The sequence below is a fragment of the Sphingobacterium sp. NPDC055431 genome, from assembly GCF_053644255.1.
The window spans coordinates 44314-58349 of the sequence record NZ_JBSHLH010000023.1; the positions used below are offsets into that span (position 1 = coordinate 44314).

Sequence of the window (14036 nt, forward strand, 5' to 3'; positions counted from 1 at the left end):
TATGTTTTTACACAAAGATAATGTAATTACTGACAAATTGATAGTTTTCGCTTGGTGGCGCAATTGTTGATAAAAAATATTTATAACAAATGGGTGTGATTTGTATTTTTAGTACATTTATACTGTTGATCACCCGAATTTAATTGAGAAAGGAATTTAATGGAAGCAAAATTTTCACCCCGAGTTAAAGATGTTATATCATATAGTCGTGAGGAGGCTCTTCGCTTACGTCACGATTATATCGGTACCGAACATCTATTGCTAGGATTAATACGTGAGGGCGATGGAGTGGCAATTAAGATATTGAAGAATATCGGAGTTGACATGGGCGCAGTCCGCCAATCAGTGGAGGATGCTGTGAAAGGTTCTTCCGTTTCACGCTCTCCAATTAGTAATATGCCGCTAACTAAACAAGCCGAAAAGGTCTTGAAGATTACTTATTTGGAAGCTAAAATTTTTAAGAGTGATATCATCGGGACTGAACATCTCCTGTTAGCTATATTACGTGATGAAGAAAACATCGCATCACAGATCTTACAGCAATTCAATGTTTCATATAACGTATTCAAAACCGAAGTCGAACAGAATGCCACCGGCATCACTGATGAAGCTTCCAGTACGCCTCCAGGAGGCGACGAAGAATACGCTGATGAAGATTCACAGTTCTCTTCACCTAAAAAAGTATCTGATATCAAGTCTAAAACCCCTGTTCTAGACAACTTCGGACGCGACCTGACGAAAGCCGCAGAAGAAGGTAAATTGGATCCTATTGTAGGTCGTGAGAAAGAAATTGAAAGGGTTTCGCAGATTCTTTCCCGTAGGAAGAAAAACAACCCTATCCTAATCGGTGAACCTGGTGTCGGTAAATCAGCTATCGCTGAAGGCCTAGCACTGCGTATCATCCAAAGGAAAGTATCTAGAGTACTCTTCAACAAACGTGTAGTTACCTTAGACTTAGCATCGCTAGTAGCTGGTACCAAGTACAGAGGTCAGTTTGAAGAACGTATGAAAGCGGTCATGAATGAGTTGGAAAAATCGCCTGATGTAATCTTGTTTATCGACGAGATCCACACCATAGTTGGTGCAGGTGGTGCTTCTGGTTCTTTGGATGCCTCAAATATGTTCAAACCTGCCTTGGCACGTGGAGAGATCCAATGTATCGGTGCTACTACACTGGATGAGTACCGCCAGTACATTGAGAAAGATGGTGCTTTGGACCGTCGTTTCCAAAAAGTAACCGTAGAACCTACTTCTATCGACGATACGATCGAAATCTTGAACCGTATCAAAGATAAATATGAGGAACACCACAATGTTACTTATACCCCAGAAGCTATTGATGCCTGTGTGTCATTGACCACAAGATATATCACGGATAGATTCTTGCCAGATAAAGCTATCGATGCTTTAGACGAGTCGGGATCACGTGTACACTTGAACAATATCCATGTTCCTCAATCCATCATCGATATCGAAGAGAAAATCGAGGAAGTTAAAGTGGAGAAAAACAAGGTTGTCCGCAGTCAGAAATATGAAGAAGCTGCCAAACTTCGTGATACTGAAAAGAAATTGATCGAAGAATTGGAGAAAGAAAAAGCCGCTTGGGAAGCAGAAACCAAAACAAAACGCTATACAGTTACGGAAGATAATGTAGCTGAAGTTGTGTCGATGATGACTGGTATCCCAGTGCAACGTGTTAGCCAATCGGATAGCCAGAAACTATTGAACATGGGTGAATCCATGAAAGGTAGGATCATTGGTCAGGACGATGCCGTACAGAAATTGGTGAAAGCCATCCAACGTACTCGTGCAGGATTGAAAGATCCTAAGAAACCTATCGGTTCCTTTATCTTCTTAGGTCCTACAGGTGTTGGTAAAACTGAATTGGCAAAAGAGTTAGCTCGCTTCATGTTTGATTCTGAAGATGCTTTGATCCAGATCGATATGAGTGAGTACATGGAGAAATTCGCCGTGTCTCGCTTAGTCGGAGCGCCTCCAGGATACGTAGGTTATGAAGAAGGTGGTCAGTTGACCGAAAAGGTTCGCCGTAAACCATATGCTGTTGTCTTATTGGATGAGATTGAAAAAGCTCACCCTGATGTATTCAATTTGTTGTTGCAAGTATTGGATGAAGGTCAGTTGACAGATAGCCTTGGTCGTAAGGTAGACTTTAGAAACACCATCATCATTATGACTTCAAACATCGGTGCCCGTCAATTGAAAGAGTTTGGTCAAGGGGTAGGATTTACTACAGCTGCCAAAGAAAATCAAGCAGACTCGCATTCAAGAGGGGTTATCGAAACTGCATTAAAACGTGCATTCGCCCCTGAGTTCTTGAACCGTATCGATGATGTAATCGTGTTTAACTCATTGACAAAAGACCATATCTTCAAGATCATTGATATCGAATTGAGATCTTTATTTGCTCGTATCGAAGGTTTAGGTCATAAAATTAACTTGACTGAAGCTGCCAAAAACTACATTGCTGAAAAAGGATATGACAGCAACTTTGGCGCTAGACCATTGAAACGTGCAATCCAAAAGTATCTTGAAGATCCAATCGCCGAAGAGATCCTGAAAGGTGAACTTAAGACCGGTGAGACTATCTTGGTAGATTATGATGATGAAAAGAAAGATATCGTAGTTTCTTCTGCAAAGAATGAAAAGGACGATGACTCTTCTCTTGCTTCTGATGTCAAAAACAACAAGAAAAAAGATTAATAGAAAATATATCCAATATGGCGGCCTGAAAGCAATTTTAGGCCGCTTTTTTATATAATTATCTGCTGATTTTACTCCTTTTTACAACCAAAATTAAAATTAGAGGTCAAAATTCCTAGCTCATGGACCTCCCTCATGCCAAAATCCTTCCGGCGAATTCCTGTGCAAACATGATTTATATCACTTTCTGTCATGATGCAGTGCATTCGTTTCTGCAGGCCTAAACGCTAATTTTGGAACAATAACTACTTTACTTAAGGGATGAGAGTGATTGCATATAACATTTTGGGACCTGAGAAGGAGCACCTCGCCAAGGCAAATGGTAAGGTACATGATTTGACTTTGATATCAAACGAGTTGAATTTTAGTACCATGCACTATGCCATAGGAAAAGAGGCTGTCATCATCTCCGATCGTGATGTGTTGGATAGAGTAATGTTATTTGAACTCTATAAAATTGGGATTAGAAATATTATCACCCGTTCAAGATCCACTGACCATATTGACCTAGATTATGCCGGAGAATTGAAAATACACGTTGCAAACGTCCCATTCGATAACTCCCTTGAAGGAATTGCCAAGCAGACCATCATGAACCTTACCCAATGGATGGTAGGAGGTTGTACGGGAGAGGCTTGTCAATGTAGAATGGAATGCAATAAAAAGGTTAAATATAGACGATATGGAAACGGAGATTCTAAACAAACTGATCAACAAATATAACGTAGCGGCACCTCGCTATACCAGTTATCCAACAGTACCTTTCTGGGAAAACGAACGTTTTAATGAAGCCGATTGGCGCCAAAGAGTGGCTTTGAACTTTAACAAGTCCAAAGATCAGGGAATCAGCATTTATGTGCACCTGCCATTCTGCGAAAGCCTTTGTACCTACTGCGGATGTAATACCCGTATTACCAAGAACCACCAAGTCGAAGATCCTTATATTACCTCCCTTCTCAAAGAATGGCAGATGTACAAAGATATCTTGAAGGAAGATAACCTTAAGATCGCAGAAATTCACCTAGGTGGTGGAACTCCGACCTTCTTTACGGCAGAAAACCTGCACCGCTTGATCGCAGGTCTCTTGGAAGGGAACGAAAAAACGCAAGATGCCTCTTTCTCATTCGAGGCCCATCCTGCAAATACTACTTACGATCATTTAAAGACCCTTTATGATTTGGGATTTAAGAGATTGAGCTTGGGTATCCAAGATTTCGATGAAAAAGTCCAATTTATTATCAATAGACATCAAACGGTGGAAGATGTAGACCGTGTCATGAAAGATGCTAGAGGTCTTGGTTACGAATCCATCAACTTTGATTTGATTTATGGCTTGCCTTTACAGACGGCAGAATCCGTGCGCATGACCATAGAGCATTCCATGAAATTAAATCCTGACCGGATTTCCTTCTATAGTTATGCCCATGTGCCTTGGATCAAACCTGGTCAACGCCGATTTACTGAGCATGACCTTCCCGTGGGAGAAGAAAAATTAAATCTATATAAACTGGGAAAACAGATGATCCAGGAAAGTGGTTATAAAGATGTAGGTATGGACCACTTCGCCAAAACGGATGATGCCCTTTATATCGCTTCCCTTGATGGGACCCTGCACCGTAACTTCATGGGATATGCAGATCGCTATACACCATTGTTGATCGGTCTGGGTGTGTCTTCCATAAGTGATGCCTGGACAGCATTCGCCCAAAACGTCAAAACCGTTGAGGAATACCATAAACTCATAGGCGAAGGCATTTTGCCGGTCGTGAAAGGTCATATCCTAAATGATGAAGATCTGATCATCAGAGAATATATCCTGGATATGATGTGCCGTGGTAAAGTTCAGCTGAAAGAAGGTTTTGCCCTAAATGAAAAAATCATCGAACGCCTACAACCTTTGGTCGCAGATGAATTGGTGAGTGTAGATCAGGATATCGTTCAGATCAGTGAACTAGGGAAATCATTCCTGCGCAATGTCTGCATGGCATTTGATGAACGCCTGCAAAAAACAAAAGAAAGAGACAATTTATTCAGTCAAGCTATTTAACCTTATATTTATATTATGTCAACAAAAGGGGAACTGCAATTAAGTACAATTTGCTATCACTGTGGTGATCCGGTGGAGGATTCTGCCTATATCTTGGAAGACCATCGCTTTTGTTGCCTAGGCTGCCAAACTGTTTATCAGATCTTGAATGATAACAACATGGCATCCTATTATAAGTACAATACCCATCCAGGGAAATCCCAAAAAGCACAAAAGGAGGACCTTTCCTATCTGGATGAACCCAATATCATTGCCAAACTGGTAGACTATCAGGATAATGAACAGGCCATCATTACATTTTATGTACCTGCTATCCATTGTAGCTCTTGTATCTGGCTGCTTGAACACCTATATAAATTGAATCCAGGCGTGAAGACCTCTCAGGTAGACTTCATGAAAAAACAAGCTAGCATCACCTTCAAAAAGGACGAAATTTCCCTTCGTGAACTGGTCGATCTATTGCACAAGATCGGATACGACCCAAAGATCACCCTTCAGGATGTCGTCAAAGAAGGTAAGAAAATAAACCAAAGTGGACTTATTGCAAAGATTACCGTGGCAGGTTTCTGTTTCGGTAACTCCATGATGATCTCTTTTCCGGAATACTTCGGTATGGGCGAGTTTGAAAGACAGTATTCCAATTTCTTCAACTACATGAACTTGGCATTCGGTCTCCCAGTCCTATTATATAGTGCCTCCGATTATTTCAAATCGGCCTGGTTGAGCCTCAAGCAAAAACGCCTGAACCTTGATGTGCCTTTGGCCCTCGGGATCTTTGTGCTCTTCTTCCGCTCGGCCTTTGAGATCATTTCCCAGACAGGTCCTGGATTTATGGATACCTTATGCAGTTTGGTATTCTTTATCCTGATCGGAAAATATGTACAACAGAGAACATACTACCATATTTCCTTTGAACGCGATTACCGTTCATACTTTCCTGTTGCGGTAACTGTATTGGATGAAGGTGTTGCAAAGCCCACACAGATCGCTGACCTGCAGGTTGGCGACAGGATCTTGGTCCGCAATAATGAAATTATTCCTGCTGATGCCATTTTGCTGAATGGCAATGCATCCGTGGACTTCAGCTTCGTGACAGGGGAGAGTAAACCTGTTGAAAAGGTGTTGGGGGAAGTGGTTTACGCTGGAGGTAGACAAATGGGAGAGGCTATCGAATTGGAAGTGGTCAAAGCGGTATCCCAAAGTTATTTGACCAAGCTCTGGAACAATGATAGCTTAAAGCAGTATGAAAAGAAATTTGAAACCTTTGTAGGTTTTATCAGTAAATATTTCACCATTGGTCTTCTCATGATTGCCATTGCAGCCTGTGTGTTCTGGATTGTTGGTGGAAATGCAGATAAAGCTTGGGGAGCTTTTACGGCCGTTCTGATCATCGCCTGTCCATGTGCATTGGCCTTGAGCTCGCCTTTTACGCTTTCAGCTGCATTGAGCATCTTTGATAAAAACAAGTTGTACATCAAGAATACAGCCGCTATTGAACAGATGGCAGCTATTGAGACCGTCGTGTTTGATAAAACTGGAACCATTTCTTCGCCTACTGCATCCAGTATGTATTTCGAAGGAACCCTGAATCCAATGGAGCGAAATCTCTTGGCTTCCCTATGTCGTAATTCTAACCACCCATTGAGTAGAGAGATTATCAAATGGTTGGGCGATGTTCAGATGTTGAACATAGAAGAGTACGAAGAGGTAGTCGGAAGAGGACAATCTGGAAAATATCAAGATTACAGTATACAGATCGGTAGTGCCAGTTATGTGAACACCGCCAAAGTCGATTTAGAAGGGTCGGTTGTATATGTCAAGATCAATGATACCTTGAAAGGATATTTCACCCTGGAGCAATCTTGGCGTACTGGACTTACCGAAGTCATCAATAAGTTAAAGGCAGAGCATTATGACCTGCATTTAATTTCTGGTGACAACGAACGTAGGGCTGATGCATTGCGCATGATATTTCCCGCAAATGCTAAACTCCTATTCAACCAAACTCCTGCAGCTAAATTGGAAAAAATTACCGAATGGCAGCATCAAGGAAAAAAAGTCTGCATGTTGGGCGATGGATTGAATGATGCCGGAGCATTGAGGAAAGCGGACCTAGGTATTGCCGTATCAGACGATATCAATAATTTCTCGCCAGGTTGTGATGCCATCTTGGATGGTGAGGCATTCCATAAACTGCCGAAATTCTTTGATTTCAGTAAAGATGCCGTCAAGGTCATCAAGATGTCATTTATCATTTCCTTATTGTATAATGTAATCGGTATTAGTTTCGCCGTTCAGGGAACAATGTCACCTTTATTCGCAGCGATCTTAATGCCTATCAGTACCGTTACTATTATTTCATTCACCAGTTTGATGACTAGAGGATATGCAAAACGGAGAAAATTAATTTAACTTTGTACTATGAACATCATATTTTTCTTAATCGGTTGTAGTGTATTGATTGCACTGTTCTTTTTGGGAGCTTTCTTTTGGGCCAGCAAAAACGGACAGCATGAAGATACATATACCCCTTCCGTAAGAATCTTGTTTGACGATGAACCCAATAATCCGGAAACAGAAACTGAACAAGCCGCTCCAAAAAAATAAAATCACAGTTTTTTTACATTCCTAATACCTTTTTGCTTAACACCTTGCTTATCTTTGTGGCGTATGTTTCGACTATTGCATTTCTTGGCGCTATTCGGATACCTCAATGTGCTATGCTTGGAGGTAAAGTCTATCGACCTTTTTGGTTCCGCGAATGTGGTAGCCAACGAAACCTTAGTTGAAGTCGTATTGGAAGAGGTGCTCAACCTGACACATCCTGTGAATTCCGAGACCCTTCCTGAAATCATCTTCGATGATTATCGCATTCTTTCCCTGTTCCTAGGGTTAATACCATTGGTATTCATCTTTAACTGGTTAATTTCCAGACTTTACAGGATCAAATCAACCTTAAAACATCCGTTTTATCTGTCCAAGACACTATGCCTCCCTGGCTATTACCAGTTCTTGTATAGATACCGTCCTTTCTAATTTCCATTTTTTATATGCTTTCCATTTTGAAAGTATAGGGATTGTTATGCCATCTGCGTAACAACCAACATCTATTGTATTCTATTTTATTTTAATACCCATATTTTATATTGCTATGAAAAAACAACGCATGCTACTACCCGTAGTAGGTTGCGCATTATTAGTTGCATCCTGTACTGCTACCAGTAACGAAAAGACAACTGCTAATGCACCTAAAGTCGTTCCCGTATCTAATTTAGTTCAACTGGATACTGTTGTGTACAAAGAGTATATCGCAGATATCCAATCTCAACGTAATGTGGAATTACGCTCCCGTTTGGTAGGGTTCCTGGATAGGATCTTTGTTGATGAGGGAGCATTCGTGAAAAAAGGACAGGTCCTGTTCTCTTTGGTAGCGGATGAATACAAAGCTGACTTGGCACAAGCTCAGGCAGCAGTCAGCAGTGCTGAAGCTGAAGTGAAAAAAGTAGAACTGGAGATGGAAAGGACCCAGAAGTTGGTTCAGAAAAACATTGTCAGCTCAACCGAATATGATCTATTGAAAGTTCAATTACGTGCCGCTAATGCTAAAGTTGGGGAAGCAGAAGCCGTTTTGAACCAAGCAAGGACAAAATTGTCCAATACGCAGATCCGCGCACCTTTTGATGGCCGTATCGATCGGATCCAATTAAAAGAGGGTTCCTTGTTGGAAGAAGGATCCCTATTGACCACTATCTCAGATATGGCTAATATGAACGTGTACTTCGATATCTCTGAACAGGAATACCTAGGGATTGCATCTGACTCGACCTTTAATAGAAATAATTTCAAAAAAGAAGTTCAGTTGATCTTAGCAAATGGTGCTACCTATCCTAATACAGGAACTGCTGAGATCGTTGAAAGTGAATTCGAGGCCAGTACGGGATCTATTTCCCTGCGTGCGAAATTCAATAATCCCGATGGACTATTGAAACATGGTGCTACCGGTAGGATCGGTGTGCCAGTGCAAACTGGTGACCTGCTTTTGGTTCATCAGAAATCTGTTTTCGAAATCCAGGACAAAGCTTACGTGTATACCTTAAAAGGGGATACCGTTAAGATGACCCCTTTCCAGAACGGACGTCGTGTTGGACATTACTATGTCGTAGAAAATGGTTTGCCAGCTGATGCTAAAGTTGTGTATGAAGGCGTTCAATCCCTTCGTGATGGAATGGTAATTCAACCAAAAATGGTTAAAAACTAAGAAGGGAGCGAGATTTAATGTTTGAAAAATTTATTAAGAGGCCGGTGCTATCGCTGGTCATCTCGATCTTTATTACCCTTTTGGGTCTATTGGCATTGTTTACCTTGCCCATTACCCAATTCCCTGATATCGTTCCGCCATCAGTAGTTGTAACGGCTAACTATACCGGTGCAAATGCCGAAGTAAGTACCAATGCGGTAGCCATTCCGCTCGAAAAGGCAATCAATGGGGTAGCAGGAATGACCTATATGTCTTCGGTATCCACAAACAATGGTAATACCTTGATCCAAGTTTTCTTTGAAGTAGGTACTGACCCAGATATCGCTGCCGTAAACGTCCAGAACAGGGTGACCACAGTGCTCGATGAATTGCCTGAAGAGGTAATCAAGGCCGGGGTGACCACCGAAAAGGAAGTGAACAGTATGCTGATGTACCTGAACCTGTATACTGATGATGAAACTGCTGACGAACGCTTTATCTATAACTTTACCGATATCAATATCCTGAAGGAATTGAAACGTATCGAAGGTGTGGGCTTTGCGCAGATCATGGGTATGAAGGATTACGCTATGCGTATTTGGGTAAAACCCGACCGTCTTTCCGCGTATTCCATTTCAACAGAAGAATTAGTGGCGGCATTGCGTAGGCAGAATATTGAAGCTGCTCCGGGTCAGACCGGTATCAGTTCGGATAAAACCGTCAATATGCAACAATACGTATTGCGCTATCCCGGTAAGTTCACCGAAATCAGCGAATATGAAAATATTCCGATCCGTGCCAATGTAGATGGTTCGATTATCCGTATCAAGGATATCGCCGATGTGGAATTTGGTTCCCTGGATTATGAAATGGTATCCAAAACGGATGGTAGGCCATCGGCATCCATCATGATCAAGCAGTTGCCGGGCTCGAATGCCCAAGAGGTTATCCAAAGGGTTAAGGATCGTATGGCGGAATTAAAAGATGCCACTTTCCCGCCGGGAATGACCTATACCATGGGGTATGATGTATCTCGTTTCTTGAATGCCTCGATTTCCAGTGTATTGATCACCTTAGTGGAGGCCTTTATACTCGTTTTCTTGGTGGTATTCATTTTCCTTCAAGATTTCCGGGCTACCATTATCCCGATCTTGGCGGTTCCTGTATGTTTGATCGGGTCCTTGTTCTTCATGCAGATGATGGGATTCTCCATCAACTTATTGACCTTGTTCGCACTCGTGCTCGCCATTGGAATTGTCGTCGACAACGGTATTGTCGTCGTCGAGGCCGTCTATGCCAAGATGGAGGAGGAACACCTTTCTCCAATGGAAGCAACATTGGCGGCAATGGACGAGGTGGGTTCTGCAGTTATCGCTATTACTTTGGTGATGTCAGCGGTATTTGTTCCCGTCGCCTTCCTGTCCGGTCCTGTTGGGATCTTCTATAGGCAGTTCTCCCTGACCTTGGCAGCAGCGATTGTCATTTCTGGTATCAATGCCTTGACGCTTACCCCCGCACTTTGTGCCATTATCCTGCGTTCACCGCATGATAAAAAACCAAGCAATAACTGGTTGGATCGTTTCTTTAAAGGATTCAACAATGTATATAACAGAATTTCCGGAGGGTACAAAGGTTTGCTTTCCAAGATTGCAGGTCGTCGCATAATCACTTTATTAGGGTTAGTTATTATGTTCATCGCAACTTGGGGTTCCGCAGCAATCCTCCCTTCCGGATTTATTCCTACCGAAGATCAAGGTATGATCTATGTGGCAGTAACTACGCCTCCCGGAGCAACGGTTGACCGTACTGAAGCGGTATTGAATGAAGTTGACAAGATTTCCAGAGAATTGGAAATGGTAGAAACGGTTTCCATCCTCGCTGGATATAGTATAGTCACTGAAGTTTCCGGTGCTTCCTATGGTATGGGGATGATCAACTTGAAGGCTTGGGATGAAAGAAATGAATCGGTAGATGATGTAATGAAAATCCTTCGTGAGAAAACTGCGCATATCGCCGATGCAGAAATCGAATTCTTCCCGCCACCGACCGTACCAGGGTTCGGTAACTCCTCGGGTTTCGAGCTGAGGTTATTGGATAGGTCCGGTAATGAAGACCTGAATCAGACCAATGAAGTCGTAAATGAGTTCATCACTAAATTGGAGCAAGATGAGGTAATCGAAAGTGCTTCAACCACATTTGATGTTAACTTCCCACAATATATGCTGAAGATCGATTATGATCAGGCTGCCAAAAAGGGAATATCTGTAGAAAATTCAATGAACACCTTGCAAACCCTGTTAGGTAGTTTATATGCGACCAACTTTATCCGCTATGGACAGATGTATAAGGTAATGGTGCAATCCGATGCCTTTGCTAGACAACGTCCAGAGGATGTATTGAACCTATATGTAAAGACCGAAGAAGGTGAAATGGTTCCTTACTCATCCTTTATGACGATGGAAAGGGTTTATGGTCCGGAGCAGATTACACGTTATAATATGTTTACCTCAGCCATGATCACCGGTCAAGCAGCCCCGGGCTTCAGTTCCGGTCAAGCTATCGAAGCCGTAGAACGCATTTCTGCTGAACTTCCGCAGGGTTATGCCATCGAATGGTCAGGGATGACGCGTGAACAGAAAATTTCAGGTAACCAAGCGGCCTACATCTTCTTGTTATGTTTGGTGTTTGTGTACCTGTTGTTGGCGGCTCAATATGAAAGCTTCTTATTGCCTTTGCCTGTATTGTTATGTCTGCCTGCCGGATTGTTCGGAGCATTCCTGTTCCTTAAGGTCTTTGGTCTGGAAAACAATATCTACGCGCAGGTGTCACTGGTCATGTTGATCGGTCTATTGGGTAAGAATGCGATCCTGATCGTGGAATATGCCAACCTGAAACGTAAGCAAGGTATGGATGTGCTGACAGCTTCCATTGAAGGTGCGGTTGCACGTTTGCGCCCAATCTTAATGACATCTTTTGCATTTGCTGCAGGTTTGATCCCGTTGATGCTGGCCAATGGTGCCGGTGCTATCGGTAACAGAACCATTGGTTCTGCTGCAGTAGGAGGTATGGTTATCGGTACTATTATCGGGGTAATCGTAATTCCTGGTTTGGTCGTTCTTTTCTCAAAACGTGAAAAGAAAAAGAAAATCAAGCAAGCTGCGGTTGCTGTAGCGGTACTGCTGTTCATTACCTCTTGTTCAGTGCCTAAAGCAACGGTACAAAAGGATATTTCTCCGACCTTGACCGGACAGGCCGATCAGGTCATGAAAGATTCCAGCTCCGTAGGAAGCTTAGCATGGCGCAATGTGTTTACGGATGCCCAATTGATCTCTTTAATTGATTCGGCATTGATAAATAACATGGATGTCCGTCAGGCCATCCACAGGATCGAAATGGCACAAGCTAATTTCAAGTTCCGAAAATCTGCGCTGTATCCTAGTTTGGATGCTGCAGTGGAAGGGGGCTTGAGAAAGTATGGCCATTATACGGAATCGGGAATCGGAAATTATGATTCCAACTTTTCGGATAACCTCAATGATGATGAGAAAATCCCGGAACCTTTCATCCCTGATTATTTTGTGGGTGTCCGTTCTTCCTGGGAATTGGATCTGTGGGGGAAACTGAGAAATAGGAGAGAAGCTGCTTTCTTGAACCTCATGTCCGAAAATGAATTGAAACGCCTGATCGAAACGGAATTGATTTCATCGATCGCCTCTTCTTATTATGAATTGATGAGCTTGGACGAAAAGATTCAGGTCTATGAAGAGAACATTAAGCTCCATGAACGTGCCCTGGAGATAATCGAAGCACAGAAGGAGGCTGGCCGTGCCGATGAGTTGGCCGTGCAGCAGTTCAAATCACTGTTGTCCCAATCTAAAGCTAATCGTGCGCATGCAGCCCAGGAAATCCTTGCCTATGAACATCAGATCAATTCCCTTTTGGGAAGGGTCTACCAACCTATCGATAGGAATAGCAATGGAATTGGCAGCAATCTCCTGTTCCAAGACCTGACCGTCGGTAATCTGGACGAGCTATTGAATAACCGTCTTGATATCCGCAAAGCGGGCATGGATCTTCAGGCAGGATTCCATGAAATGGAATCTACCCGCTTGGCATTCTTGCCGACCGTGGCGATCTCTCCGTATTTGGGATTGCAGTCTTTCAGCTTTGACAAGCTTTTCAGTTTGGACAAATCTGTGACCTACGGTCTTTTTGGTGGAATTACCATGCCGATCTTCAGACAGCGCGAATTGAAGTCGGAATATGAAAAAATGAAAGCCTCCTATGGGATAAGCTTTCTGGAATATGAAAAAACCGTCCTGAATGCAGTCAATGAAGTATCCCTGGCCTTGAATACTCAAGATGCCATTGTTGCTCGTGCGACGCATGTGAAGGATCAGGTAGCTGCGTTGGAATCGTCCATCGGAGCTGCGGAAGAACTGTTTATAGCAGGCCGGGTTACCTACCTGGATATCATCACTGCACAAAAAGGCTTGATCGAAGCACAAGTTGCCGATGTGGACATCAACAAGGAGAAGATGCTGAATCAGGTCGTTCTCTATAAAGCCTTAGGTGGTGGATGGCAATAAATGGGTAAAGTAAAATAGATGGTGTGGGTGGACTTCGGTCCACCCATTTTTTTTTGGATCGATTTTGAGGTGTTTTTTAGGAGGTTTACTTCGGGACTCGTTCGGGGCATGTTCGGGAATGGTTCGGAGAGAACAGGTAAACCGGCCGGAGCGTACCCGAGGGCGCATAGGGGATTTGGTCGCTCGCGTTGCGAATTTTCGGAATGTGGGTCGAATGAGGTCAGGCCGAAAGGGGAAGATGTTGGACCGGGATTCCCTTCCTGTCCTGGTCCATCCTCGTATCCTTTCCATCCTGGTCCTTTCCATGTTCTTGGTCCATCCTCCAATCCCTTTAATCCTGGTTCAGACCCGTCTTTTGGAAAAATTATCTGGCAATGCTACAGCGAGTTAGCTGGCGGCGGTAAAAATACTTTGGCCTCTCCCTTGGAAGTGAACGTATTTT

At 42.9% G+C, this 14036-nt stretch carries 9 protein-coding genes; all 9 read left to right on the forward strand.

The window, feature by feature from the left end; genetic code table 11:
• Positions 1-159 precede the first annotated feature (159 nt).
• Positions 160-2721, forward strand: a complete 2562-nt coding sequence (locus ACWIB3_RS16565) for an ATP-dependent Clp protease ATP-binding subunit (protein ID WP_185210396.1) — start codon at positions 160-162, stop codon at positions 2719-2721.
• 261 nt (positions 2722-2982) lie between these two features.
• Complete coding sequence (locus ACWIB3_RS16570; RefSeq protein WP_185210395.1) at positions 2983-3444, forward strand: Rossmann-fold NAD(P)-binding domain-containing protein; 462 nt, start codon at positions 2983-2985, stop codon at positions 3442-3444.
• Positions 3404-4768, forward strand: coding sequence for an oxygen-independent coproporphyrinogen III oxidase (gene hemN, locus ACWIB3_RS16575; protein WP_185210394.1), 1365 nt, complete (start codon positions 3404-3406; stop codon positions 4766-4768). Before ACWIB3_RS16570 ends, hemN begins: the two co-directional genes overlap by 41 nt.
• 15 nt (positions 4769-4783) lie before the next feature.
• Positions 4784-7180 (forward strand): heavy metal translocating P-type ATPase, encoded by a 2397-nt coding sequence (locus ACWIB3_RS16580; RefSeq protein ID WP_185218167.1) that lies wholly within the window; start codon positions 4784-4786, stop codon positions 7178-7180.
• Positions 7181-7189: 9 nt separating this feature from the next.
• Positions 7190-7375: a cbb3-type cytochrome oxidase assembly protein CcoS gene (gene ccoS, locus ACWIB3_RS16585; protein WP_185210392.1), complete on the forward strand. Its 186-nt coding sequence runs from the start codon at positions 7190-7192 to the stop codon at positions 7373-7375.
• Between the two features lie 63 nt (positions 7376-7438).
• Positions 7439-7804: a hypothetical protein gene (locus ACWIB3_RS16590; RefSeq protein ID WP_454292169.1), complete on the forward strand. Its 366-nt coding sequence runs from the start codon at positions 7439-7441 to the stop codon at positions 7802-7804.
• 115 nt (positions 7805-7919) lie between these two features.
• A complete protein-coding gene (locus ACWIB3_RS16595) occupies positions 7920-9026 on the forward strand; it encodes an efflux RND transporter periplasmic adaptor subunit (protein ID WP_185210390.1) in 1107 nt (368 codons plus the stop codon).
• A gap of 17 nt (positions 9027-9043) precedes the next feature.
• Positions 9044-13594, forward strand: coding sequence for an efflux RND transporter permease subunit (locus ACWIB3_RS16600; protein WP_454292170.1), 4551 nt, complete (start codon positions 9044-9046; stop codon positions 13592-13594).
• Positions 13595-13612: 18 nt separating this feature from the next.
• The coding region (locus ACWIB3_RS16605; protein WP_454292171.1) for a hypothetical protein at positions 13613-14036 on the forward strand (424 nt) is incomplete at its 3' end.